Here is a 25,949-nt window from a genome sequence, read left to right on the forward strand (position 1 = left end):
ACAAGGAGGCATGAAAATGGAGATTTCCGGAAACGCATTTATTGTCACAGGCGGAGCCTCCGGGCTGGGCGCGGCAACGGTCCGGGCGCTGGCGGCAAAAGGCGGCAGGGCCGCCATCTTTGATCTGGCCGATGACACCGGCGCATCACTGGCCGAAGAACTCGGGGATGCGGCCATCTACTGCCGCACGGATGTGGCCGATGAAGCCTCGGCACAAGACGCTGTTGCCAAAACAATTGCAGCCTTCGGCGCCGTCCACGGGGTGATCAATTGTGCAGGCATCGGCATTCCGGCAAAGGTGGTGGGAAAAAACGGGCCCATGCCCTTAGACAAGTTCACCAAAACCATCCAGGTCAACCTGGTGGGCACGTTTAACGTCACCCGGCTGGCTGCGGCCAAAATGGCGGAAAATACGCCCAACAGTGAAGGCGAGCGCGGCGTGGTGATCAACACCGCATCTGTGGCCGCATATGAAGGCCAGGTGGGCCAGGCCGCCTACTCGGCATCCAAGGCCGGCATCGTGGGCATGACCCTGCCCATGGCCAGGGAGTTTGCCGATCACGGCATCCGGGTGGTCACCATTGCCCCGGGCCTGTTTGAAACCCCCATGTTTGACGCCCTGCCGGAAAAGGCACGGGAGTCGCTGGAAAAGCAGCTGCCGTTTCCGTCGCGATTCGGCCGGCCGGCTGAATTTGCCCTGATGGTGGAATCCATTTTGGCCAATCCCGTGTTAAACGGCGAAACCATCCGCCTGGATTCGGCCATGCGCATGCAGGCCCGGTAGCTGTCGTTTTTTTACCATCACCGGAGGTTTTTCCATGAGAAAAGTCGCTGTTGTGGGCACCGGGCACACGGATTTTGCCGCGGAATCGCCCAAAACCGAAATTGAAATGTTCTGCGAGGCCGCCACAGAGGCCATGGCCGAGTGCGAAACCGGCCCGGAAAAAATCCAGGCCCTGTACTGCGGAAACGTGTTCGGCGATTTTGCCGAGGGCCAGGGCATGATCCAGTCCTATATCGCAAATGAACTGGGCATGCACAACATCCCGGCCACCCGGTTTGAAGGGGCCTGCGCCTCGGCCACCCTGGCCATCCGGGATGCGTTCATGTGGGTGGCCTCGGGTTTTTACGACATCGTGCTGGTGGGCGGCACGGAAAAAGCCACGGCCATGGGCACGCCTCTTGCCACCCGGACGTTTGCCATGGGAACGGACGCCAAGTACGAATTTGCCGCAGGCCTTACATTTCCGGGTTTTTTCGCCCTGCTGGCCCACTTGTACGCCCATACTTACGGGGTTTCCATGGAGCGGCTGCGCGAGCAGATGTCGCTGGTTTCGGTCCAATCCCATTTTTACGGCACCAAAAACCCCCATGCCCAGTTCAAACACAAGGAAATCACAGTGGATCAGGTATCCAACGGTTTCATGGTGGCCTCGCCGTTGCGCCTGCTCGACTGCTGCCCGTTTTCCGACGGGGCCGCGGCCCTGGTGCTGGCCTCGGAAGATGTCGCCAAAAAACTGACCGCCAAACCCGTTTTCATCACTGGCTCAGGCCAGGCCTCATCGCCCCGGTTAAGCGCCCAGGCCCCTTATCTGCCCCGGCTCCGGGCCCGGGAGATTTCGGCAAGACAGGCCTATGACATGGCCGGCATAGGCCCGGCAGATATAGACATATGCGAGCTGCACGACTGCTTCAGCATTGCCTCGATCATTGCCGCAGAAAACCTGGGTTTTGCAGAAAACGGCACTGCCGGACAGCTCTGGGAAAAGGGCGAAACAAAAATCAACGGTAAAATCCCCGTCAACATTTCCGGCGGCCTCAAGGCCAAGGGCCATCCCATCGGCGCCACGGGCGCATCCCAGGCCTGCGAGATCGTTCGCCAGCTGCGGGGGGATCTGGCCGATTCGGGCCGGCAGGTGGACGGGGCCAAAACCGGGCTGGTCGACACCCTGGGCGGAGACGGCACCATTGCCAATCTGGTGCTCCAGACGGGCTGGTAAAAAAAGACGATACCAAGGAGAAAGCCATGGAATACAAGCTTCCCTTCAGGCAATATCACAAGGCACTGATGAAAAACAAGCTCATGGGGCTTTCCTGCCCCAGGTGCGGGGCCGTGACCTGCCCGCCCCAGATGAGCTGCCGCAGCTGCACCGCCTATGACCTGGAAATCACGGAGCTCTCGGGCAGGGGCAAAATCACCACATTTACCGTCATTACCGTGGCCCCGGAGGGCCGGGAAAGTGAAGCACCCTATATTGTGGTGCTGGTGGAACTCGAAGAAGGCCCCTGGATCATGGGCAACCTCTATGACATGGACCCGTCCCGGGCGGATCTGAGCCTCATCGGCAGGCAGGTGGAACTGGGCTGCCGGGTCTATCCCGGAGACCGCTACTCCGACGGGCCCATGGCAAGGCCGGCGTTTCGGTTTGCTGACCATTAAAAAAAGCCAGGGCTAAAGTCCAATAATTGTATTGCGCTGCACTCCCTGAACTCTCACGTGCAAAAAAGCCCTTTGTATTTTTCGCAATCTGTCCGCATTTCCCTGGATTTTCGGCCTTTCCCTTTTGGAACAGCGCATCAAGGAAGTCCAAGGGCGGGGTCGGTTTTTGAAGCGACATTGAGCGTTTACGGAAAAATTCAGCAAAGGCCGAAGCTAAAAAATTTCAAACTGTTTGAGGCCGACAGGCCGAGTTTTTGAAATTTTGAGCGAAGGCATTTGCTGAATCCGTAAACGGTCAGGAGTGAAAAAACCGACCCCGACCGCAGGACTTCCTTCCTGAAACGTTCTCGTTTGAGATGCGTAACATCCTTTTTACCCGCCAAATGCCGGCTCGGGAATATCCACCACGGCGCGGCAGTTTCGCTGCAGGGACTTGATCCGGCCGGCGGTCACGGGCAGGATGGATTCAATATAATAGGCGGCCGACTGGATCTGGCCTTCATAAAAGGCCGCATTTTTGTTCTTTTTGATCTTTTCGGCTCGCGCGTCCCCTTCGGCCCCGCCGGTGATCTCCTCAAGCCTGGGGGCGGCCACAACAGCCCGCCACAACAGCATCCATGCCATAATGGTGTCTCCCACAACATCGAGAAACGGCATGGCCTGGCCGAATGCCACCTTGAAGTCCGATGATGTGCCGGTCTTGCCCATGTGCATGGCTGCATTGCCCAGGTCATTGACCGCGGCCTCCATGTCCTTTGCCAGGCCTTCCAGGGCCGGGATATCCCTGGCTGCGGCCGTGGTTTTCTGCATCTCCCCCAGCAGGCTCATAAACACAGCGCCCTTTTTCATGCCCAGCTTGCGGCCCAAAAGATCCATGGCCTGGATGCCGTTTGTGCCCTCATAGATGGAGTTGATCTTGGAATCCCGCAGCAGCCGCTCAATGGGATAATCCTCGGTATAGCCGTAACCGCCGTAGCACTGCATGGCCTGGACCGTGGCCTCAAAGCCCCGGTCCGTGCAATAGGACTTGATCACCGGGGTCAGAAGATCCACCAGGTCCTGGCATGCCTGCTTTTCCTCCTCGTTTTGAGCGCACTCGATTTTGTCAAAAAGATGGGCCACGTAATAGACAAAACTGCGCATGCCCTCTGTGTGGGTTTTCATCCACATGAGCATGCGCCGCACATCCGGATGCCGGATAATGGGCACCTGGGGGGCTTCCTTGTTCTGCAGCTGCTCCATATCCCGGCCCTGCAGCCGCTGACGGGAATAGTCCAGGGCGTAGAGATAGGCGCAGGAGGCATTAAACAGCCCCAGGGCGCCCACGCCCAGACGCGCTTCGTTCATCATGTGAAACATCACCTGCATACCGCGGTTTTCCTCGCCCAAAAGCAAGCCCCGGCAGCTGTCCTTGCTGCCGAACGACAGCTGGCAGGTGGGGCTGGCATGCAGACCCAGCTTTTTTTCAATGCCAGTGCACACCACATCGTTTGGCCCGCCCATGGAGCCGTCCTCGTTGATCCAGATCTTGGGGACAATAAACAGGGATATGCCCTTGGTGCCCGCCGGTGCGCCCTCAATGCGGGCGAGCACCGGATGGATGATATTTTCGGTCAGATCATGCTCACCGTTGGTGATAAAAATCTTATTGCCGGAAATCGAATAAGTGCCGTCGTCATTTTTCCTGGCCGTGGTCGACAGATTGCCCACGTCAGAGCCGGCCTCGGGCTCGGTTAACACCATGGTGCCGGCCCATTTTCCCGAGTACATGTTATAGAGAAACATTTCCTTCTGCTTGTCCGTGCCAAACACCTCGATCATCTTGGCCGCCCCGTGGGTGGCAAAGCCGAACGCGCCAAAGGAGAAATCCGCGCCAACGATGTATTCCGCCGCTGCCTGGGCGATTAAATGCGGCAGGCCCTGGCCGCCGATTTCCGGATCCTCGCTCAACGCAATCCACTCGCCGTCGCACAAAAGCTTGTAGGGCCGGTGAAAGCATTCCGGCACCCTCACCTGGTTGTTTTCAAAGGTCAGGCCCACCCGGTCGCCTTCCTCATTTACCGGCAAAAGCTCCTTGATGGCGAAATTGCGGGCTTCCTTGACCACCATGTCAAACATCTTTTTGTTCATGTCCTGATAGCGGGCGTTTTTTGTCAAAGACGCCGCATCAAACTGTTCATACAGGACAAAATCCACGTCCCTTTTGTCTGCAATCTGCTGTGCCATTTTTTTGAATCCTTTCCTGTGATGATCTGCAAAGATGTTCAGAATAATGAAAAGCGATAAAAAAATCATTTTAACGATGTTTTTTATCAAAAGTCAACGTAAACGTGAAGTTTGGGAATGTTTTGGAAAAAAGAAAAAATAAATACAGAAAACAGTTGCTTTATTATTTGACTTTTGCCCAAACGGGTCTATAGTCATTTTAATCTTATAATGACTTGAGATCATTACCCGGTCGGTTTCTTTCCAACAGCACAGCTATTTCGATAGTGGCCATCCGAAGGAGACCAAGAGAACTTTCACAAAAGGAGGATGACACTATGGCAAATGGCACAGTCAAATGGTTCAGCGACAAAAAAGGCTTTGGTTTTATCGAAACCGAGGATGGAACAGATGTTTTTGTTCACCATTCCGGGATCAATGCAACCGGTTTCAAATCGCTAAACGAAGGCGACAAGGTTACTTTCACGGTTCAGCAGGGGCAGAAAGGCCCGGCAGCCGTTGACGTGACCGTGGTATAATTTATACCCGCGCCATCAGGCAATTCAAAAAGCGTCCGGGATCTTTCCCGGGCGCTTCTTTTATGCGCGCAATTTTTTACCGGACAAACTGCAGGCAACTGCATGGCAGGTGTTTGCGGCCGAGACTTGACAACAATGTTTGGGCAGGAGTATTTTGACAGCATTTGACTTTTGAAATCTTTATCATACAGGAGCCTGACCATGAAAACAGCTACCAGATCCACAGCTTGCAGCCTCATTTGCTGTCTCACAGCAGCCGTCATGTTTTTCCTGGTTTCCTCGCCGGCCATGGCCCAAAGCCCGGATGAAGGGGGGCTTTTCCCGAAAGAGGAGATTTTCAAGCCGATCCTGGCCGATCCCAAGGAACCCCGGTTTTTCGGCTCTGTCCGACACATTGACAATGAAATGATAAAAGACTTTACTGGCGGGGCCGTGGGGCTTGGCGAGACCTTTGGCATCTACCGCAAAAATCTGGGACCCGAACGTGCCTGGCAAATCAGTATGAGCGGCGGGGTGTTTTCCCATTTTGACATGGACACCTCCACCTATGAGCTGCTCAACTCGGATTACAGCATCGGCCTGCTGTGGACATACCGGGACCGGGACGCTTCCCTGCGCCTGCGGGTCTATCACCAGAGCTCTCACCTGGGCGATGATTACGTGTCAGACGATCCCGGCCTCCTGGACAAATATTCGGGATTTGATTACGAGGCCGCAGAACTGATCACCGCTTACGACTGGGAGCCATTGCGCGTATACGGCGGCATCCACTACCTGCTCCAGCGGGACCCGGGCCGCATGGACCGGTGGAGCTACCAGGCGGGTGTGGAATATGAAAGCCCCAGCCCGGTCCTTTTCCACGGGGTGCCCGTGGCCGGGGTGGATATCAAGGGCCTCCAGGAAAGAAGCTGGACTCCTGCCCTAAGCGTCAAGGCCGGGCTTAAATTCAAAACCGCAGACAGCAACCGCGACATCATGGTCCTGGCCGAATACTATGACGGATTTATCCCTTACGGGGCCTTTTACGACTATGACATGGACGCGTTCGGCCTCGGGGTCTACTTCGGGTTCTGATCCATGCGGCAGGCCCCCGCATAGGGTTTCAAAGCATTGCGCACCTTGCAGTCCGCAAGATCCCGCGGCGCCGGGGCCAGGTTTTTGTCGGCCACGGCCGGGGACAAATCGGGCATGTACTGTCGAATCAGCGGCTCGGGAATGGCCGTGCCCAGGTTGTTTTCCAGCCGCTGCACCGCCGCCTGCAGACGGTCCCGGCCCCAGTAATAGCGCACCCGGTCCAGGTAACTGAAACGCACCTGCCAGTCCGGCACCGGCCCTGAACCGGGATGGTGTCCGGACCAGTGCGCGGGAAACTGCGCCATCTCGTTGCAAAGCACCTCCCGGAGACCGGACAGGACAACGTCTTTGCGGCTGCCGAGCCACTCCTGTTCAATGCAGGCCAGGGCAAACAAAACCTCGCGCAGGGAAAAGGTCAAAGCCGGCCCCACCTTGAGCAGGCAGAAATGATCGCGCACCATCTGCGCAAGCGCATCCGGATGCTGAAAATCCGTGGCATGGATTTCATAGGTCATGGCATTGGGCAGCCGGTCATGGAAGGCGGACAGGGCCGCAGCCGGCCCCCGCTGGTACGGCGCCACCCAGAGACCGCCGAAATCCACACCCGGCTGGACCACCACGGCAATGACCCGCAGCCAGGCATCCTCAAGTCCCGGGCGTTCAAACTCCTTTTGGCAGCAGTCCAGGTACCGACCCAGTTCCCCGGGATCTGTCACCGGCACATCCCCGGGTTCGGCCAGGGAACCGCCCGGGGTGGGCACTTCCGCACCGACCACGTACACCGGCCAGGAAGTGCCGGCCGGCAGCTTTTTTGCCGCGGCTTCGGCTGCCCGGCACAGGCGCGCGGCGCGGGCCGCGGAAACTTCCGGCGCCAGGGGGCCGTCCGGATCATCGCCCAGGGCCATGCTGGCATCCAGATGGATCTTGGCATAACCCGCGGACACGCAATGGGCCACCAGGGTTTCGGCCTTGTCCATGGCGCTGTCCGCAGTCTCGTTTTTCCACACATGCGGGCCCAAATGATCGCCGCCGATAATCAGCCGCCCTTTGTCAAAACCCATTTGGTCTGCCATGGCACTGATGTATCGGGTAAAATCCGCCGGTGCCATGCCGGCATAGCCGCCAAACTGGTTGACCTGGTTGCAGGTGGCCTCGATGAGCAGATCGCTGTTGTCTGCCGCAGCCCTGGCAAACGCAGCCAAAAGAACCCGCGGATGAGACGAGCACACCGAGTAGATGCCTTCCGCCCTGCCCCTTCTCTGATGCGGCCCCATGGTTGTGAGTCGGTTCTGCATCATCATTAAAACACCGGCTGCGGCATGTCATTTGGATAGGTCACGGTAAAGGAAATGGAAATCTCCCGGCTCCGGCCGGGTTCCAGCTCGATTTCCCACTGCATGACCCCTGACTTATCGGCAAAGTCCTTTTGGTCGGGCTGCGGTGAAAAGGAAACGTCTTTTACCTCTATTCTGTCGGTTTTGGAAACCGGTACGCTGTCCCGCACATGGATTGTAACCGGTCTTTGCTTTCGGTTTTCCGCAACAATCCGATATTCCAGTTCCCGCACCACCGTGTCCCGCTCGATTTTTCCGAAAAACCGGGTCTCCTTGCGATGATCCCGAAGCTTTTCCCGCCGGACCGCCACGGATCGGTCCGCTCCCATGCCCAGCACAAAAGGACGGCCTGCGGGCTGCTGTTCCAGAAACATGCGACCGGCATACCGGCCCTCGAAAAACACCTGCACCGGCCCGGCCAGCAGTTCACGATCCGCCTCTGCCCGGCATACAAGAAAGGCCTCCGGCGCCCGGCGGGGAACGGCGAGGTGATAAAACCGGCTTTCAAGGCTGCGGGTAAAAAGGGGCAGCAGGTTTTCATCCTCCCCGGAGGCCACGGAAACCGGCACAGGCAGATCATATTCAAAGGACAGGGCGGTTTCATGCTTTTCCGCCTCGGCCATGGGTGCGGGTGCTTTGGCATGCGCGCCCATGGTCATCTCTTGCATGCGGGCGCCTGCGTCCCGGTCGGCTTTGCGCGCAACCGGTCGGGGAACATCAAGAAACCAGGGCGAAAGTTCAGGCAGCCGCCCGCCCTGGACCGGTTGAGCAGTGGAGACCGAAAGATTGACATCCTCCCAGTTCTCGCCTGTTTTCTGGCTGACCTGAGCCATCATGGAAAGATCCAGACCCTGGGCTGCATCAGCGGCCATAGCCCGGTAAACGGGCGACCAGCCGGCATTTTTCACCACGTACCTGGCGGCAATGTCAACAGTCTGGGCGGTTTTTGAATCAAACAGGATTTCAATGGCCGAGGCGGTTTTGTCGGCCCGGTCCCGGAGCATATCCAGTTCCCGGTTCACCTGACGGATCTGTTTTTCAAGCTTGTCCAGGCTGTCCTGGGCCTTTCGAAGCCCGGAAAAAACATTGGTGTACTGATTTTCCAGAAAATTTCGGGTGGCGTCCAGATCTTCCAGGGAGGGCATCTGCGTCTGAATTTCCCGGGGTACCTGGGTTGCGGAAAACTCCGCCACTGAATCCAGAAACGCCTCCTGGCGCTTGAGCGTGTTTTTTTCATCACTGACTTCCTGCTGCTTTGCCTTTAGCGCATCGCGACGGGCTTCCAGTTCCCGGATCTTTTTCCTGGGTGAGTCGGCAACCGGCATCCGTGCTACCTGAACGCCCAGAATTTGCCCGTCTCCATGGACTTCGGCCGTCACAGAATCCGGATCCATGGAAAAGGCATCCACGCCCACCAGCAAACGATGGGTGCCGGCATCCACAGGGGTTTGCCCCTGGCGGGTGACCCGGGCCTGATCAAAATAAACCGTGGTGCTGGTGATTTTGGTGGAAACCGTCTGCTGCGCGCCAAACGCAGCACCGGCAATGAGCACGAAACCGGTGATCATCACGGCCGCCCGGATTGTTTTCATATTCCCTCCCGTCGGATTTCAACCTTGTTTTGCAAATATTGTTTCACCTGCCCCAAAGGCACCTGTTTGCGGTGGAAAATGCCGGCTGCAAGGGCGGCTTCCACGCTTGTGCGGGTAAAGACCTCAAGGAAATGTTCGGGGCTGCCGGCACCAGAGGAGGCGATAACGGGTATGGAAACCGCATCACAGACAGCACTGATCAGTTCCAGATCAAAACCCGCACCCGTGCCGTCCCGGTCAATGGAATTGAGCAGGATCTCGCCGGCGCCCAGCTCCCGGCAGGCCCGGGCAAGGGTGACGGCATCCACGGGCCGGCCCTCCCGGCCCCCGCGCACGGTGCACTGAAACCAGCAGAAACGTTCACCCTCGGGCCCGCGCTCCGCGGTTTCAATGACCACCTTATCCGGGGCGTCTGCCGGGTCATGGACATAGACCCGCCTGGGATCCACCGAGATCACCACGGCCTGGCTGCCGTAGACCTCGGAAATCTGTTCGATGGCGCTTTCTCCGGTCTTTTTTCCGGTTTTGAGATAATCTTCCGCGATATAAACCGCATCGCTTCCAATGGAAATCTTGTCCGCGCCGGATCTGAAATATTGCGCAGCCACCTCCAGAGAAGACCAGTTGCGGCCGTCTGCATCCGTATAGCTTCGGATCCCGCCGCCAATGGTCAGGGGCACAAAAACGTGCTCAGATGTGCGGCGCAAAACATCGAGCATGGGCATGTCCTGCATGGGAAAATCCCGGAATCCCGTGATGTTTAAAAACGTGATTTCATCGGCGCCCTGGGCGTAATAATCCCGGGCCATGTCCACCGGGTCGCCAAGATCCCGGACCTGCCCGTTTTCGCGCACATCATAATGATCGCCCTTGGTGACCACCAGCTGCCCGGCGTCATCTGCGCGCACATCCAGGCAGGCCACGATCCTTTTGGCCAGATGCGTCCGAACCGGGTCCCGGAGCTCTATTGCGGCTTCCGGACCGGGTTCAAGGAAATTGCGCAGCACGGCAAGCCCGGCTGCCCCGCTTTTTTCCGGGTGAAACTGGGTGGCGGCGATGTTGCCCGCAGCCACACTGCTGACAAACGACTGGCCGTAGTCTGTCCGGGTCAGCACAACATCCGGGTTCTGCGGCACCACGTGATAGGAATGAACAAAATAGAATTTCTCGTCCTCGGCCAGGCCGGCAAAGAGGCGGGTCGGCTTTTTCACGCAAATGCCGTTCCAGCCGATGTGGGGCACGGACAACTCGGTTTCAAACCGCCGGACCTCGCCGGTGAAAAATCCGAGCCCCGCAATTCCGGGGGCTTCATGGCTTTTTTCAAAAAGGGCGTGCAGCCCCAGGCAGATGCCCAAAAAGGGCTTGTCCGCGCGCAAAAAGGTCAGCAGGGGCTCCACAAACCCTTTGTCACCCAGCACCTGCATCATTTTGCCAAAATTGCCCACCCCGGGAAAAACCAGTTTTTCCGCCCGGGCGATATCATCACCGGATGCGGCCATGTGCACGGTGTGGCCGGATTTTTCAATGGCATTGACCACGCTGCGAACATTTCCGGCGCCATAATCAAGCAGTGTTATCATTTTATCCCTTTTTCGTCCCTGATTCCGGTTACCCCTGAGATTCAATCCTGACGGGCTTCAGGTTACCCGACTTGTGCGCCAAAATCAAGCCGGTTGCTTTTGCCTGCAATGTTGCTTGCATTATTAATGGTCTTGAACGATATTTTTTGATAGTATATATGGATATCTGATAAATCGTTATAAAAACAAGCCAGTTATCCTTTTTACCGGATTTTTGCGGGGGAAACACCATGGATATTGCTCTACAGGAAAACATTGCCACTCTGGAAACCTTGCGCAAGGAGGCCCTGCAGTGCGGGGGCGAAAAGCGCATTGAGGTTCAGCATCTCAAGGGCAAGCTCACCGCCCGGGAGCGCATTGAGCTGCTGCTTGACGAAGGCTCCTTTGAAGAATTTGACATGCTCAAAACCGGACGGGGAAGCGCCATCGGCGATGAACGCACCTATCCGGGCGACGGGGTGGTGGCCGGCCACGGAACGGTGGAGGGCCGGGAAGTGTGCGTGTTCAGTCAGGACTTCACCGTCATCGGCGGCTCCCTGGGTGAAGCCCACTCCCAGAAAATCTGCAAGGTCATGGATCTTGCCGTGCGCGTGGGATGCCCCATTGTGGGTCTAAACGACTCGGGCGGCGCCCGGATTCAGGAAGGCGTGGACGCGCTGGCCGCATACGGCGAAATTTTTTACCGAAACGTTAAGGCCAGCGGTGTGGTCCCGCAGATTTCCTGCATCATGGGCCCCTGCGCAGGAGGCGCGGTCTACAGTCCGTCCATGACCGATTTCGTGTTCATGGTGCAGAATTCCTCCTACATGTTTGTCACCGGCCCCAACGTGGTCAAAACCGTCATTCACCAGGACATCACCTCCGAGGACCTGGGCGGGGCCGGGGTCCACGGCGCCAAATCCGGGGTTGCCCATTTCACCCAGCCCAATGACATTCTCTGTCTGCGTGAAGTCCGGCGCCTGATGAATTACCTGCCATCAAACAACAAACAGAAAGCTCCACTGGTGGATTTCAGCGATCCGCCCGAGCGCACGGACCCGGCACTGGATTATCTGGTGCCGCCCAATCCCGGGCAGACCTATGACATGAATGTCCTGATCTACAGTATCCTGGACGGGGCCGAGTTCATGGAGGTCCACCCGGATTTTGCCAAAAACATCATCTGCGGATTCGGCCGTCTGGGCGGCCAGGTGGTGGGCCTGGTGGCCAACCAGCCCGCGGTGCTCGCCGGCGTACTCGACAGCGACGCCTCCACCAAGGCGGCCCGGTTTGTGCGTTTCTGTGACGCCTTTAACATCCCCTTAATCAGCCTGGTGGACGTGCCCGGGTTCATGCCCGGCCCGGAACAGGAGCACGGCGGCATTATCCGGCACGGGGCCAAACTGCTTTATGCCTTTATCGAGGCCACGGTGCCCAGAATTTCAGTGATCGTTCGCAAGTCTTACGGCGGAGCCTACCTGGTGATGAACTCCAAGCACATCCACTGCGATGTCAACTACGCCTGGCCTTCGGCGGAAATCGCGGTCATGGGCCCCAAGGGCGCCTCAGAGGTCATCTATCGAAGGGAAATCCAGGCAGCAGATGATCCCGAGGCCGTGCTGAGCGAAAAAATGGCCGATTACCGCAGGCGGTTTGCCAATCCTTTTCTGGCGGCCCGCCGCGGATATATTGACGATGTGATTTTTCCCCGGGACACCCGCCATCAGCTGATCCGTACCCTGCAGTTTCTGGAAGGCAAAACAGTGGAAAAACCTGACCGAAAACATGGAAATATCCCCTTGTGAGGCCGCAGATGTTAAAAAAAATCCTGATTGCCAACCGCGGCGAAATCGCGGTTCGCATTTTAAGAACCTGCAAGAAGCTCGGCATTGCCACGGTAGCGGTTTACTCGGAGCCCGACATGCGCAGCCTGCATGCACTGGAAGCCGATGAGGCCGTGTTTCTCGGCGGCAGCACCGCCGCGGAATCCTATCTGGACATGGAAAAAATCCTGGGCATTGCACAAGAAAAACAATGCGATGCCATTCATCCCGGATATGGATTTTTATCTGAAAACCCGAAATTCGCCCGCATGGCCGAGGATGTCGGGATCACCTTTGTGGGCCCTTCAGCGGCAGCCATCGAGAAGATGGGCGACAAGGTGTCATCCAGACACATTGCGGAAAAAGCCGGGGTCCCGGTTATTCCCGGGGGCACAGAACCCCTGGCCGACTTTGCCGCTGCCTGCCGGGCCGCCGAAGAAACCGGCTACCCCCTGATCCTCAAGCCCGCAGGCGGCGGGGGCGGCAAGGGCATGCGCATTGTTGAGCAAAAAGACGCCCTGGAATCGGCCTGGAATGCCAGCCGGGCAGAGGCCCAAAAAGCCTTTGGCGATGACCGGATTTTCATTGAGCGATACATTTCCCGGCCCCGTCACATCGAAATCCAGGTCATTGCCGACGGGTTTGGAAACGCCCTGTACCTGGGAGAACGGGAGTGCTCCATTCAGCGCCGCTACCAGAAGGTCATCGAGGAGGCCCCGGCTCCGGGAGTGGATGCGGCCCTGCGGGAAAAAATGGGAGAAGTGGCCTGCAGCCTGGTGCGCCAGGCCGGCTACACCAATGCGGGCACCGTGGAATTTGTCATGGATGCCCGGGGCGAATTTTTCTTTCTGGAGATGAACACCCGCCTGCAGGTGGAGCACCCGGTCACGGAAATGGTCACCGGCCTGGATCTCGTGGAAATGCAGCTCGAAATTGCCGCCGGAAAGCCCCTGAAGGTGGCCCAGAAAGACCTGCAGATCAAGGGCTGGGCCATTGAGGCCCGGATTTGCGCCGAGGACCCGGACAAGGCCTTTTTCCCGGCCACGGGTCTGGTGACCCGTTATGCCGAGCCCCGGGGCCGGCACGTGCGCGTGGACAGCGGGATTCATGCCGGAAGCCTGATCAGCGTGTTCTACGACTCGCTGCTGGCCAAGATCATCTGCTGGGGCAAGACCCGGGAGCAGGCCAGAACGCGCCTGATCGGCGCATTAAACGGCTATCACATCGAGGGCGTGACCACAAACGTGGATTTTGTCAACCGGATTCTCAATCTCAAGGCCTTTTCCGACGGGAAGCTCACCACTGACTTCATCCCAGAGCACTTTAACGGCGCCGAGGCAAAGGAGCCGCCGCCCCGAGAGCATCTCCGGCGTCTGGCCATGGCCGTAACCCTGATCTTTCATTGCAGAAACACATTGATGCGCGAATCCTTAAAACCCATGGTCTCGCCCATCGGCACCAGCATCCCGCCCCGGGATCAGCACGAATACCGGGTCAAGTGCGGGGATGACGTCTTTGAGGTCAGGCTGCGGCTCAATTCCGCGGAAAACAACTGGACCTTTTCCATCAACGGCCGGGACTACGACGTGACCCACCCGCCCCTGGAATTTTACCGCCGCCGCCTGAAGCTGACCATAAACGGCCTGGTTCACCGGTTTATCATCCGGTTTGCCGGAAACTTCATCGCCGGGTCCTACTGCGGGGTCAACCGGATTTTCGAAATCTACACGCCCCGGGAATGGGAACTGGCCACGCACATGCCCAGCCCGATCAAGCGGGTCTCTGAAAATGTCATCCGGTGCCCCATGCCGGGCCAGGTGGTCGAAGTCCGGGTCAAGCCGGGCGAGCGGGTCTACAAGGGCCAGGAGGTGGCCATCCTGGAATCCATGAAAATGGAAAGCGGCGTGGCCTCTCCCAGAGACGGCATTGTCGACGAGGTCCGGGTAAAAAAACAGCAGACCGTGGAATCCGGCGACATTTTGGTCACATTTGCCAAAGAACCGGCCTAAAAGAAAAACGCTTCACAATTCCGCCCCAAGCTTCCCTGCCGGGGCGCGGAACACAACCGCGTCCCCGGCCTTTTTTTCCTTTTGCTGACTTTCTCAGCCGGTTGCTTGCACTTTTTTAAAAATTAAGGGTTGCATTTTTGAAAATTATGAGCATATTCTCATATACCAAATGAGACAATGCTCATTTAAGAGAAATTTTTCAAATCGACCCAAGGCACTGGTATCCGATGATGACTGCAGCCAGAACACTTTATTCTCAGATTCATACAAAAAATATGGATACGGAAACAACACGGCAGATTTCCCCGGAATCCGCGGCAGCCATCCTTGACAGCATTTCTGACGGGGTGTTTACCATTGATGAAAACTGGCGGATTTCGGAATTTAACCGGGCCGCGGAGGAAATTACCGGGATTTCCCGACAGGAAGCCATTGGCAAACCCTGCCATGAGGTGTTTCGCGCCAGCATGTGCGAGGTGGACTGTGCCATGAAGCGCACTCTGAAAACCGGAGAACCGGAAGTCAACCGCTCCGGATTCATTGTGGATGCAGAAGGCTCCCGCATTCCTGTCAGTGTTTCCACGGCCCTGCTAAGGGATGGCTCGGGCAGAATCATCGGAGGCGCTGAGACCTTCCGGGATCTGAGCCTGGTCGAAGCTTTGCGCAAGGAACTTTCCGGCAGATACCAACTCGGTGACATGGTGAGCCGGAGCCCGGACATGCAGCAGATATTTGAACTGGCAGCCCAGGTGGCGGCATCCACGAGCACGGTTTTGCTCCGCGGGGAGACCGGGACGGGCAAGGAGCTGCTGGCCCGTGCCATCCACGGACTAAGCCCCAGAAACAAGGGGCCTTTTATGGCGGTCAACTGCGGGGCCCTGCCGGATACGCTGCTGGAGTCGGAATTGTTCGGCTATAAGGCCGGCGCGTTTACGGGCGCCAACCAGGACAAGCCCGGCCGGTTTGCCCGGGCCCACGGGGGCACGCTTTTTCTTGATGAAATCGGCGATATCAGCCCGGCCCTCCAGGTGCGCCTGCTGCGGGTGCTGCAGGAAAAACAGGTGGAACCCCTGGGCGGCACCGGGCCCATAGACGTGGACGTTCGGGTGATTGCCGCCACCCACCGGGACCTGGAAAAAATGGTGGAAGCCGGAGAGTTCCGGCAGGACCTGTTTTACCGGATCAACGTGATCAAAATCGACATTCCGCCGCTGCGAAAGCGCAAGGAAGACATCCCGGTGCTGGTCAATCACTTTATCGAGCGGTTCAACCGGATTCAGGCCAAGGCCGTCAAGGGCGTGACCGGCGAAGCCATGGCCCTGCTCATGACCCATGATTACCCGGGAAACATCCGGGAGCTGGAAAACCGTATCGAGCATGCATTCGTGCTATGCGAAAACGGATGGATCGAACCCCGGCACCTGCCGGAGGGTGGAGGCGGAATCAAATCCTCGGGCAGCACGGCAGCAAACTTCCAGGATGCGGTCAATGCCTTCGAGGCCCAGCTGATTCGGGAAGCCATGCGGGAAAACGGCTACAACAGGCTGAAAACAGCGCGCAGTTTGGGTATTCACAAAACCACCCTGTTTCGGAAAATGAAATCCCTGGGCATTGAATTTCCCGAATACGACGGGCGCAATCGAATGATGGAATAAATTGCAAAACTGCAACACCGTAATTGAATACAACCGCACGACTGCAGCCCAAAAGGGATCCGGATTTATCCGCACCATTGGATAACAATCCGGATTAAAATACTATTTTATTAATCGGCGCAAATGGCATGCATTATGCTTCAGTCTCAAAAGACTGGAGGTGAAACGGCAATGAAGGTTGCCCTGGCAGTATGGAACGGCAGGATATCCCCGGTATTTGATGTATCCCGGCAATTGCAGATCATGGATGTGGAAGACGGCCGGGTGATCAATTGCGTTATCGTGCATTTTGCAAACGATCACCCCGTGCACAAGGTGCAGCGGCTGCTTGACATGGAAGTCGGCATCCTGCTCTGCGGGGCGGTTTCCCGTCAAATGGCCGCTATCCTGGATTCTTACGGAATCCGGCGGCATGATTTCATTGCCGGCGATATTCAAGAGGTTGTTGATGCCTATATCCGGGGCGCCCTTCCCAGTGCCGAGATGAGCATGCCGGGTTGCTTTTCCGGACGCAACCGGAGACGCGCCAAAAACCGAAAAGGAAAGAGACAAAAATGAAAATCGCGGTTTCTGCAACAGGCAAAACACTGGACTCAGATCTGGACGCACGATTTGGCCGCGCGGCCTGCTTTATTGTCGTGAACCCGGAAGACCTTTCTTTCAAGGTGGTCGAAAACACCCAGAATCTCAATGCAACCCAGGGCGCCGGCATTCAGGCAGCCAAAACCGTTGCCGACCAGGGCGTGGACGCGGTGCTGACGGGCAATTGCGGACCAAAGGCGTATGCCGTTCTGGAACAGGCCAAAATCCCGGTTATCACGGGCCTTTCAGGCAGTGTCAAGCAAGCGGTGGAACAATACAAAAAAGGCGGACTTGCCGCTGCAGCCGGGCCCAATGTCAACGGCCACTGGATGTAACCCATACAACAAACAAGGAGAATACATATGAAATTTGCCATTCCTCTGGCAAACGGCAAACTTACGGCGCACTTCGGCCATGCTCAGGAATTTGCACTCATTTCAGCGGAAAACAATCAGGTGCAGGACAAGCAGGTCCTGGTACCGCCCCCGCATGAACCGGGCGTGCTGCCCAAGTGGCTGGCTGACCAGCAAGTGGATGTGGTGCTTGCCGGCGGCATGGGCGGCAAGGCCATTGATCTGTTTTCCCGGGCCGGCATCCGTGTGGTTACCGGTGCCCCGGTGGATGAACCTGAGGTCTTGGTGGTCCAATATCTCAAAAGTTGCCTGGAAACAGGAGACAATGCATGCTCCGGCGGTGGCGGCGATAAAGAAGGCCACCAGTGCCGGCATTGAAAATAAAGGATTTATCCATGATTATCAGCGTGGCAAGCGGCAAGGGCGGAACCGGAAAGACAACCGTGGCAACCAGCCTCGCCCTGGCCATCGGCAATTCAGCACAATTAATGGACTGTGACGTGGAAGCGCCCAACGCGCACCTGTTTCTCAAACCCGTACTGGAGCCGGAAGAAAGTGTGTTTATGCCGGTGCCCGTAGTGGATGAGGACAAGTGTACCATGTGCGGGCTGTGCGCGGAGATCTGCCGGTTCAACGCCATTATCACCATTGCCGATACCGTAATGACATTTCCCGAACTCTGCCACGGATGCGGGGGATGTCAGGCAGTGTGCCCGGCAGGGGCGATCGGGGAAGGCAAAAGAACCATTGGCATTATCGAGCATGGTTGTTGCAATGACCTGGAGTTTGTCCACGGACGCCTCCGCATCGGCGAAGCCATGGCACCTCCCTTAATCCGGCAGATCCGTTCCCGCATCAAACCGGAGAAAACAGCCGTCATCGACGCCCCGCCGGGCACTTCCTGCCCGGTCATTGCTGCGGTCCAGAACACGGATTTTGTTGTCCTGGTCACCGAGCCCACACCCTTTGGGTTAAACGACCTGCAGCTGGCCGTGGAAACCATGAAAATTCTTAAAATTCCCTGCGGCGTGATCATCAACCGCTCGGATATCGGAGACGACCGGGTGGCAGATTACGCAGCCGCCGAAAACCTCCCGGTTTTAATGGAGATCCCCTATGAACGGGGCATTGCAGAGGCCTATTCCCGGGGTGAACCCCTGGTGGAAAGTTTTCCGCAATGGCGGCAGCGGTTTGCCACGCTCTATGAAAAGATTTGCCAACTTGCGGCCGGGAGGGAACAATGAAGGAACTGGTGGTCATCAGCGGAAAAGGCGGCAGCGGGAAGACCAGCATCACAGCGGCTTTGTCCCAGCTGGCCCAAAAGCCCGTGCTCTGCGACGCAGACGTGGATGCAGCCGACCTGCACCTGATCCTGTCGCCGAAAATCAGGGAAAGCCAGGAATTTATGGCCGGGCACACGGCATCCATCGTCAAAGAGCGGTGCACCGAATGCGGCAAATGTCTGGAATTGTGCCGCTTTAATGCCATAAGCGCGGATTTTGTAGTCGATCCCGTATCCTGCGAGGGCTGCGGAGTCTGCTATTATTTCTGCGAGGACAAGGCCATTGATTTTCCGGAAAACCATTCCGGCAACTGGTACATATCCGACACCCGCTACGGCACCATGGTCCACGCGCGCCTGGGCATTGCCGAGGAAAATTCCGGCAAGCTGGTCAGCCTGGTACGCAAGAAGGCAGCGCAGATTGCCGAAACAGAAGGCTGTGAGCTGGTGCTCACAGATGGACCACCCGGAATGGGCTGTCCGGTTATTGCCGCCATCGGCGGGGCAGCCGGGGTATTGATTGTCACCGAACCCAGCCTGTCAGGCCGCCATGACATGCAGCGGGTGGTGGAACTGGCCCGTCACTTTTCCGTGCCGGCAATGCTTTGTATCAACAAGTATGATTTAAATGAGTCCATTTCCCGGGAAATCCGGCAATACGCCAAAGACAATCAAGTGCCCTGCGTGGGCCAGATCCCCTTTGATCCGGCCATGACCAAATCCATGGTCCAGGCCCGGACCCTGTTTGAACATGACGACAAGGCCCCGGCCTGCCAGGCCGTGCGCGAAGTCTGGGCGGAAGTGGACAAACACATGGCCTAAAAAACCGGGTCAAAACCTGGGATTTTGGAGTTCTGCCGGAAACAGGCATTTGAAAAATGCTTGTTTCCGGTTTTTGTTTTATGTAAAAAGCTTTTTACGTCGGTTCATGTTTAACGCGCTCGTAAAAAGTCGATTTTCAGATGGCGCCGTAAAAAGTTCAAGATCAAGGATTGCGCGATTTCGAAGAATGCAGCGTACTTATCAGTACGTGAAATTCTGAGAAATCGCGCGTAACGCAGATATTGGACTTTTTACGGTGCCATCATGTTTGTCAGAAGACAAGCCTGCGGCGGGGGTCAGTTGTTGCGCTCCTGACCGTTTTCACAGAGCCTGATGCGCGTCAGCCCCGAATTCACTTGTTATGCTCAAGGAAATAGATTGCCCCTCACCCGGCAGCAGAAAGCCTATGTCTATGCCGGGGCCACGGTTTTGCTGTGGTCCACGGTGGCCTCTGCGTTCAAGCTGTCTTTGCGCCATCTCCACCCCCTGCAGCTGCTGCTTTGGGCTGATGTGTTCTCCATTTTGTGCCTGGGGGCCGTGCTGGGGTTTTCCGGCAGATTCCGCCTGCTGGCGGCCTATTCAAAAAAAGACCTTTGGCGGGCCGCAGGTCTCGGGGCGCTGAACCCGTTTTTGTACTACGTGATCCTGTTTGCCGCCTATGATCTGCTGCCGGCCCAGGAGGCCCAGCCCTTAAACTACACATGGGCCATCACCCTGTCGCTTCTGGCCATCCCCCTGCTCAAACAGCCCATCGGCGCCCGGGAACTGGCGGCCATTTTCATCAGCTACCTGGGCGTAATTATCATCTCCACCCGGGGCGATCCCCTGGCAATGCAATTTTCAAATGGCCCGGGCGTGACCCTGGCCCTGGGCAGCACCGTGGTCTGGGCCCTGTACTGGATTTGCAGCACCCGGGACCACCATGATCCGGTGACCGGGCTTTTTTTAAATTTCGTTTTTGCCCTGCCCCTTATCCTGGTGACCTGCACCATTTTTTCCGATCCATGGCCAACTTCGGTTCCCGGACTGATCGGAGCGGCATATGTGGGCGTATTTGAGATGGGCATTACCTTTGTGCTGTGGTTAAACGCCTTGAAACGAACCCAAAGCACCTCACGGATCAGCACTCTCATCTTTTTTTCGCCGTTTCTTTCCCTGGTCTTTATCCACCTGCTGGTGGGTGAAATGATTCGAATATCCACGATTGCCGGACTGGTGCTGATTGTAGCCGGCAGCCTGCTGCAGCGGACATCTGCGCCGAAAACCGCTCATTGATATTGACTCACGGCCCCGGGTTCGGTATGAACAGCTATTGCAGTTTTATGACCCAATGATAAAAAAACCAGACCATTGACAAAAGGAGAAACGGGAGATGAAAAAACTGCTGTTTTTACTGCTGGCCGGCATTGTGGCCGCAACCACCGCCCCGGCGCTGGCCCAGGACACCATTAAAATCGGACTCATGTGCCCCCTGACCGGCTCCTGGGCAGCCGAGGGCAAGGACATGAAACAAATCGTGGAACTGCTGGCCGACCAGGTCAACAACCAGGGCGGCCTGCTGGGAAAAGAGGTGAAGGTGGTCATTGGTGATGACGGCGGAGATCCGCGCACTGCCGCCCTGGCCGCCCAGCGCATGGCCACCCGGGACGTGGCTGCTGTGGTCGGCACCTATGGATCATCGATTACCGAAGCTTCCCAGAACATTTACGCCTCGGCCAACATCATCCAGGTGGCAAACGGATCCACTGCCGTACGCCTGACGGAAAAGGGCCTGCCTTATTTTTTCCGTACCTGCCCGCGCGATGACGAACAGGGACGGGTGGCGGTCAAAACCCTTCTGGATTCGGGTTATGAAAACATCGCCATTCTCCACGACAACACCACCTACGCCAAGGGCCTGGCAGACGAGGCCAAAAAACTGCTGGATAAAAAAGATGTCAACATTGTGTTCTTTGACGCCCTGACACCGGGTGAACAGGATTATGGTACCATTTTGAGCAAAATGAAAACCAAGGACCCGGACGTGGTCTTTTTTACCGGTTATTACCCGGAAGCCGGGCTCATGCTTCGCCAGAAAATGGAAAAAGGCTGGGATGTGCCCTTTATCGGCGGCGATGCCACCAACAACCCGGATCTTGTCAAAATTGCCGGCAACAAGGCGGCAGAGGGTTTTCGTTTTCTGTCCCCGCCCGTGCCCGGGGATCTGCCCACCAAAGAGGCCCGGGAATTTCTGGATGCCTATAAAGCCAGATACCAAACCACCCCGGGTTCCATCTGGGCGGTGCTGGCCGGAGACGGATTCCGGGTCATCGTTGAGGCCATCAAACAGACCCAAAGCACTGATACCCAAAAAATGGCCGATTACCTCCACGATGAAATGGAAGGCTTTCCCGGGCTGACCGGCGATATCGCCTTTAACGAAAAAGGCGACCGCATCGGCGATGTCTACCGGGTCTACCGGGTGGACGCCGACGGCAACTTCGTGCTCATGGAGTAACCCGGCATTGGAGCAATTTTTCACACAGCTGACAAACGGGTTGGCCGTGGGCGGCATCTACGCCCTGATTGCCCTGGGCTACACCATGGTCTACGGGGTGTTAAAGCTCATTAATTTCGCCCACGGCGACCTGTTTACCATCGGTGCCTACCTCGGCCTGACCCTGCTCACCTCCCTGGCACTGACCGACCACATCGGGGGTATTGCCGGGGTTATTTTGCTGGCGGTAATGGCCATGGGGCTTGTGGGCATCATCGGCATTCTGCTGGACCGGGCCGCATACAAGCCCCTTCGTACCTCTCCGCGCCTGTCTGCCGTGGTATCGGCCCTGGGCGCCTCCATAGTGCTTTCAAACACCATCATGCTGGTTTACGGCCCCTCCACCCGGGTTTATCCCCAGGGACTGCTGCCCGGCCAGGTTTTTTACATTTTCGGTCTGCCCGTGCCGGTGATGCGCTTTGTGATTCTGGGCGCATCCATTGCCCTGATGATCGGGCTCTACGTGTTTATCCAGCGCACCAAAATCGGCACAGCCATACGGGCTGCGGCCATTGACCAGGATGCGGCCCGGCTCATGGGCATTAACGTGGACCGGGTGATCATGCTGGTGTTTTTCATCGGCCCGGCCCTGGGCGGGGCCGCCGGCGTGATGGTCGGGCTTTACTACGGCCAGATCACATTTACCATGGGATGGATCTACGGCTTAAAAGCCTTTACCGCAGCTATTCTCGGGGGCATCGGAAACATTCCCGGGGCCATGGTGGGCGGCCTGCTGCTGGGTGTGATCGAGGCGCTCGGCGCCACCTATATCTCCATGGCATGGAAAGACGCCATTGCCTTTTTCGTGCTGATTTTGATTTTAATCGTCCGGCCCACAGGGCTGCTGGGTGAACGGGTGGCGGAAAAAATATGAAACATGCAGCCGGCCAAATCAAAAAACCCGCATATGCGGTCATTATTCTGCTGTGGCTGATCGCTCCGCTGTTTATCGGCAAATACTGGACCGACGTGTTAAACAACGTGGCCATCTATGCCCTGCTGGGCCTGTCATTAAACATTATCCTGGGCTACGGCGGGATGTTTCACATGGGACATGCCGCCTTTTACGCCATTGGGGCATACACCACCGCCATTATCAACACCGCATGGGGAGTGCCGGTTTTGTGGCTCATGCCCCTTGCCGGACTGGCGGCAGGACTTTTTGCCCTGGTGGTGGCGCGCCCCATTATCCACCTGCGGGGCGATTATCTGCTGATTGTCACCATCGGCATGGTGGAAATCGTGCGCATTGCCCTGATCAACAACGTATTTGGCATCACCGGCGGGGCCAACGGAATTTTCGGAATCTCCAGTCCCACTATTTTCGGATTTCAAATCAACGGGATCGTAGCCCCGGCCCATTATTTTTACCTGGTCACCGCTTTTCTGGCCATTACCATCGTGTTGTTCTATCTGCTGGAAAATTCGCGCTTCGGCCGGGCGCTGAAATTTTTGTGCTCTGATGAAGTGGCCGCCGAAGGCTCGGGCATCAACACTGCCGGATACAAACTGGCCGCTTTTGTCATCGGCGCGGTCTGGGCCGGCATGACCGGCACCCTGTATGCCTCCAAGATGGGATTTATCTCTCCGGAGTCCTTTTCCTTCTGGGAATCAGTGGTGATGTTTATGATCGTGATCCTTGGCGGTTCCGGCAATATTGCCGGCGTACTGCTGGGTGCGGCACTGATCATCGGGCTGCCGGAAATTTTCCAGGGACTACAGCAATACCGACTGCTGATCTTCGGCCTGGCGTTGATGATCATGATGATTTTCCGGCCCCAGGGCATTCTCCCGCCCAAACCCAGAAGCTATCCCATTGGCAAGCTGGAAAAAAATGAGGTGTCCCTGTGAGCCTGCTTCAGGTGGAGAATCTCACCAAGCGATTCGGCGGACTGCTGGCGGTTGACAGTGTCAGCTTTGCAGTTCCCCAAGGGGCGGTATTCGGGCTCATCGGACCCAACGGAGCAGGCAAAACAACCGTTTTCAACCTGATTACCGGTAACTATGAGCCCAACAGCGGCGCGGTCTCCTTTGACAGCCGGGACATCACGGGCCGCCCCACTCACCGGATCGTGGCCGCGGGCATTGCCCGGACCTTTCAAACCATCCGGCTGTTTGCCAACATGTCAGTGGTTGAAAACGTGCTGGCCGGATGCCACTGCCGGATGTGCTCAGGGCCGGTGGCTTCCATGCTTCGGCTGCCGCACCAGCACAAAGAAGAGCGCCAGGCCCTGGCCAAGTCCATGGCAGAACTGGAGTTCGTTGGCCTTTTTGACCAGGCCGAAAACCTTGCCCGCAATCTTTCCTACGGCAACCAGCGGCTTCTGGAAATCGGCCGGGCGCTTGCCTCGGATCCGAAGCTGATCATCCTGGACGAACCGGCCGGCGGCATGAACGAGCTGGAAACCGCCGCCCTGGTTTCCCTGATTGCCCGCATCCAGGCCCGGGGCATCACCGTGCTTTTGATTGAGCACGACATGAGTCTGGTGATGAAGGCATGCGAGCACCTGGTGGTGCTGGAGTACGGCAAAAAAATCGCCGAGGGCCCGCCCGGGGAAATCAAGAAAAACCCCCTGGTGATCGAAGCCTACCTGGGCAGCGACGACGAAGACTTTTAAACCAATCGGCAAGGGACCTTATGCTGGAAGTCAAAAACCTGCATGTCTCCTACGGTAACGTGCAAGTCCTCCACGGCATTGAGCTTTCCGTGAACCAGGGGGAAATCGTCACGCTGCTGGGAGCCAACGGGGCAGGCAAATCCACCACTTTAAATACCATCTGCGGGCTTGTGCGTCCCACCGCCGGAGAAATCCATTTTGACGGCGAACCCATCCACAAACTGCCCGCATTTAAAATCGTGTCCAGAAAAATCACCCAGGCACCCGAGGGCCGCCGGATATTCGGCACGCTCACGGTTCAGGAAAACCTGGATCTCGGAGCATTTACCTCCAAAAACCAGCAGCGGATCAAAAAAAGCCTGGACTGGATCCTGGAACTGTTTCCGCGGCTGGCCGAACGCCGGGACCAGCTGGCCGGCACCCTTTCGGGCGGAGAGCAGCAGATGCTGGCCATTGGCCGGGCGTTGATGTCCAATCCAAGGCTGCTTTTGCTCGACGAACCCAGCCTGGGCCTGGCACCGGTACTGGTTCGCCAGATTTTTCAAACCATCCGCCAGATCAACGAGGCCGGGGTCACGGTGGTGCTGGTGGAGCAAAACGCCCGGGTCGCCCTGAAACTGGCCACCCGGGGCTATGTCATGGAAGTTGGCCATATTGTCATGGCCGATTCCGCCGCAGCCCTGCTGGAAAACCCCGATGTGGTGCAGGCCTATCTGGGCGCCGGGGACCTGTGATAAATGGGTTTACCGGGCGATCTTGATGGCTGCAGCCGCAACAACCCCCCAGACCCAATTGAAAAACAGCACAAATACCGGCGTCAGGGTGCCCAGCGCCATGCCTCCCATGCCCTTTCCCGCATCCGGAAAAATCACCAGCAGCTGAACAATGGAGGGCAGCAGGCTCAGCAGGCTGCCCTTTAACACCAGGTTGGACCGAAACAGGGGAAGAACAAACACCAGGCCCCATATCCCGCCCCAGACAATGCGGCCGTAAAGCCACTGGGCACTCAGTGCCGGAGCAATGGCCACCCCGGCGGCTCTTGTGATTCCAATATCTCCGAAAAACCACACCACAAGGCTGTTTGCCACAGCCCCGATGCAGCCTGCGGTAAAATATATAAACAGATTTTTCATTTTTGCTTCCTCATTGACTGCAGCGATTTTTTATGCTGCTTGGCATTTTTGCAGGAAGGAAGCCCTGCGGCCGGGGTCAGTTTTTTCGCTCCTGACCGTTTTTGCGAATTCATCAAATGCCTTTGGTTAAAATTTACAAACTCGCCCTGTCTTCCTCAAACAGTTTGAAAGTTTTACGCAAAAACGCTCAATGTCGCTTACAAACCGACCCCGCCCTTGGACTTCCTTGGGAGTGTTCTTGCCGGGCCACAGCCCACGGGACCGGGCATGAAAACAACGCTTTTTAAGACTTGGATGTGTTCCTTCCGACTCCCTTGGTGTAAAACTTTGCACACAGTCGGCCATGATGCCGGCCCGGGGGTGGTTTGCGAGTCGCATTGAGCGCGCAAGCGG

At 57.0% G+C, this 25,949-nt stretch carries 24 protein-coding genes; 19 read left to right on the forward strand and 5 right to left on the reverse strand.

The features are described from left to right. Positions 1-16 precede the first annotated feature (16 nt). The 3 genes from ACTCIA_RS03580 to ACTCIA_RS03590 are packed head-to-tail and all read left to right on the forward strand — an operon-like array spanning position 17 to position 2,440. Positions 17-784 (forward strand): 3-hydroxyacyl-CoA dehydrogenase, encoded by a 768-nt coding sequence (locus tag ACTCIA_RS03580; protein ID WP_463000433.1) that lies wholly within the window; start codon positions 17-19, stop codon positions 782-784. A gap of 34 nt (positions 785-818) precedes the next feature. Continuing rightward, on the forward strand, positions 819-2,000 hold the full coding sequence (locus ACTCIA_RS03585; protein WP_463000434.1) for a thiolase C-terminal domain-containing protein: 1,182 nt from the start codon (positions 819-821) through the stop codon (positions 1,998-2,000). Between the two features lie 26 nt (positions 2,001-2,026). Beyond that, positions 2,027-2,440 carry a Zn-ribbon domain-containing OB-fold protein gene (locus tag ACTCIA_RS03590; protein WP_463000435.1) on the forward strand — a complete coding sequence of 138 codons (414 nt, stop codon included), beginning with the start codon at positions 2,027-2,029 and terminating at the stop codon, positions 2,438-2,440. A 372-nt stretch (positions 2,441-2,812) separates the two neighbouring features. Here ACTCIA_RS03590 and ACTCIA_RS03595 read toward each other — a convergent pair whose 3' ends face one another. Further along, positions 2,813-4,666: an acyl-CoA dehydrogenase gene (locus ACTCIA_RS03595; protein ID WP_463000436.1), complete on the reverse strand. Its 1,854-nt coding sequence runs from the start codon at positions 4,664-4,666 to the stop codon at positions 2,813-2,815. A 317-nt stretch (positions 4,667-4,983) separates the two neighbouring features. Here ACTCIA_RS03595 and ACTCIA_RS03600 point away from each other — a divergent pair, with 317 nt between their 5' ends. After that, positions 4,984-5,184 (forward strand): cold-shock protein, encoded by a 201-nt coding sequence (locus ACTCIA_RS03600; RefSeq protein ID WP_181552158.1) that lies wholly within the window; start codon positions 4,984-4,986, stop codon positions 5,182-5,184. Between the two features lie 201 nt (positions 5,185-5,385). Then, positions 5,386-6,258: a DUF1207 domain-containing protein gene (locus ACTCIA_RS03605; RefSeq protein WP_463000437.1), complete on the forward strand. Its 873-nt coding sequence runs from the start codon at positions 5,386-5,388 to the stop codon at positions 6,256-6,258. On the opposite strand, the gene ACTCIA_RS03610 is transcribed toward ACTCIA_RS03605, so the two are convergent. Genes ACTCIA_RS03610 through hisF form a run of 3 tightly spaced genes read right to left on the reverse strand, consistent with a single transcriptional unit; the run spans position 6,243 to position 10,764 of the window. Further along, positions 6,243-7,559: a class II D-tagatose-bisphosphate aldolase non-catalytic subunit gene (locus tag ACTCIA_RS03610; RefSeq protein WP_463000438.1), complete on the reverse strand. Its 1,317-nt coding sequence runs from the start codon at positions 7,557-7,559 to the stop codon at positions 6,243-6,245. The two genes, ACTCIA_RS03605 and ACTCIA_RS03610, sit on opposite strands and share 16 nt — an antisense overlap. Beyond that, positions 7,559-9,184: a DUF4139 domain-containing protein gene (locus ACTCIA_RS03615; RefSeq protein WP_463000439.1), complete on the reverse strand. Its 1,626-nt coding sequence runs from the start codon at positions 9,182-9,184 to the stop codon at positions 7,559-7,561. Before ACTCIA_RS03615 ends, ACTCIA_RS03610 begins: the two co-directional genes overlap by 1 nt. Continuing rightward, a complete protein-coding gene (hisF, locus tag ACTCIA_RS03620) occupies positions 9,181-10,764 on the reverse strand; it encodes an imidazole glycerol phosphate synthase subunit HisF (protein WP_463000440.1) in 1,584 nt (527 codons plus the stop codon). Before hisF ends, ACTCIA_RS03615 begins: the two co-directional genes overlap by 4 nt. A gap of 230 nt (positions 10,765-10,994) precedes the next feature. On the opposite strand from hisF, the gene ACTCIA_RS03625 reads away from it, so the two are divergent. The 14 genes from ACTCIA_RS03625 (at position 10,995) to ACTCIA_RS03690 (ending at position 25,157) form a co-directional block, all read left to right on the forward strand. Beyond that, on the forward strand, positions 10,995-12,548 hold the full coding sequence (locus ACTCIA_RS03625; protein WP_463000441.1) for an acyl-CoA carboxylase subunit beta: 1,554 nt from the start codon (positions 10,995-10,997) through the stop codon (positions 12,546-12,548). A gap of 8 nt (positions 12,549-12,556) precedes the next feature. Further along, positions 12,557-14,575 carry an acetyl-CoA carboxylase biotin carboxylase subunit gene (locus ACTCIA_RS03630; RefSeq protein ID WP_463000442.1) on the forward strand — a complete coding sequence of 673 codons (2,019 nt, stop codon included), beginning with the start codon at positions 12,557-12,559 and terminating at the stop codon, positions 14,573-14,575. A gap of 275 nt (positions 14,576-14,850) precedes the next feature. After that, entirely contained in the window at positions 14,851-16,230 is a 1,380-nt protein-coding gene (locus ACTCIA_RS03635; protein ID WP_463000443.1) for a sigma-54 interaction domain-containing protein, read from the forward strand. Positions 16,231-16,401: 171 nt separating this feature from the next. Continuing rightward, positions 16,402-16,788 carry a NifB/NifX family molybdenum-iron cluster-binding protein gene (locus ACTCIA_RS03640; protein ID WP_463000444.1) on the forward strand — a complete coding sequence of 129 codons (387 nt, stop codon included), beginning with the start codon at positions 16,402-16,404 and terminating at the stop codon, positions 16,786-16,788. Next, positions 16,785-17,147, forward strand: a complete 363-nt coding sequence (locus ACTCIA_RS03645) for a NifB/NifX family molybdenum-iron cluster-binding protein (RefSeq protein WP_463000445.1) — start codon at positions 16,785-16,787, stop codon at positions 17,145-17,147. The genes ACTCIA_RS03640 and ACTCIA_RS03645 overlap by 4 nt, the downstream gene beginning before the upstream one ends. Before the next feature lie 27 nt (positions 17,148-17,174). Further along, positions 17,175-17,543, forward strand: a complete 369-nt coding sequence (locus ACTCIA_RS03650; RefSeq protein WP_463000446.1) for a NifB/NifX family molybdenum-iron cluster-binding protein — start codon at positions 17,175-17,177, stop codon at positions 17,541-17,543. A gap of 17 nt (positions 17,544-17,560) precedes the next feature. Beyond that, positions 17,561-18,409 carry an ATP-binding protein gene (locus tag ACTCIA_RS03655; protein WP_463000447.1) on the forward strand — a complete coding sequence of 283 codons (849 nt, stop codon included), beginning with the start codon at positions 17,561-17,563 and terminating at the stop codon, positions 18,407-18,409. Next, positions 18,406-19,269, forward strand: coding sequence for an ATP-binding protein (locus ACTCIA_RS03660; RefSeq protein ID WP_463000448.1), 864 nt, complete (start codon positions 18,406-18,408; stop codon positions 19,267-19,269). Before ACTCIA_RS03655 ends, ACTCIA_RS03660 begins: the two co-directional genes overlap by 4 nt. A 378-nt stretch (positions 19,270-19,647) precedes the next feature. Next, positions 19,648-20,544, forward strand: coding sequence for a DMT family transporter (locus ACTCIA_RS03665; RefSeq protein ID WP_463000449.1), 897 nt, complete (start codon positions 19,648-19,650; stop codon positions 20,542-20,544). Between the two features lie 97 nt (positions 20,545-20,641). Then, complete coding sequence (locus tag ACTCIA_RS03670) at positions 20,642-21,766, forward strand: branched-chain amino acid ABC transporter substrate-binding protein (RefSeq protein WP_463000450.1); 1,125 nt, start codon at positions 20,642-20,644, stop codon at positions 21,764-21,766. 7 nt (positions 21,767-21,773) lie between these two features. Next, positions 21,774-22,679: a branched-chain amino acid ABC transporter permease gene (locus ACTCIA_RS03675; RefSeq protein ID WP_463000451.1), complete on the forward strand. Its 906-nt coding sequence runs from the start codon at positions 21,774-21,776 to the stop codon at positions 22,677-22,679. Continuing rightward, complete coding sequence (locus tag ACTCIA_RS03680; RefSeq protein WP_463000452.1) at positions 22,676-23,656, forward strand: branched-chain amino acid ABC transporter permease; 981 nt, start codon at positions 22,676-22,678, stop codon at positions 23,654-23,656. Before ACTCIA_RS03675 ends, ACTCIA_RS03680 begins: the two co-directional genes overlap by 4 nt. After that, positions 23,653-24,423: an ABC transporter ATP-binding protein gene (locus ACTCIA_RS03685; protein WP_463000453.1), complete on the forward strand. Its 771-nt coding sequence runs from the start codon at positions 23,653-23,655 to the stop codon at positions 24,421-24,423. Before ACTCIA_RS03680 ends, ACTCIA_RS03685 begins: the two co-directional genes overlap by 4 nt. Before the next feature lie 20 nt (positions 24,424-24,443). Continuing rightward, positions 24,444-25,157 carry an ABC transporter ATP-binding protein gene (locus ACTCIA_RS03690; RefSeq protein WP_463000454.1) on the forward strand — a complete coding sequence of 238 codons (714 nt, stop codon included), beginning with the start codon at positions 24,444-24,446 and terminating at the stop codon, positions 25,155-25,157. Between the two features lie 9 nt (positions 25,158-25,166). Here ACTCIA_RS03690 and ACTCIA_RS03695 read toward each other — a convergent pair whose 3' ends face one another. Continuing rightward, on the reverse strand, positions 25,167-25,556 hold the full coding sequence (locus ACTCIA_RS03695) for a hypothetical protein (protein ID WP_463000455.1): 390 nt from the start codon (positions 25,554-25,556) through the stop codon (positions 25,167-25,169). Positions 25,557-25,949: the final 393 nt, after the last annotated feature.

This window comes from Desulfosalsimonas sp. (assembly GCF_055149105.1).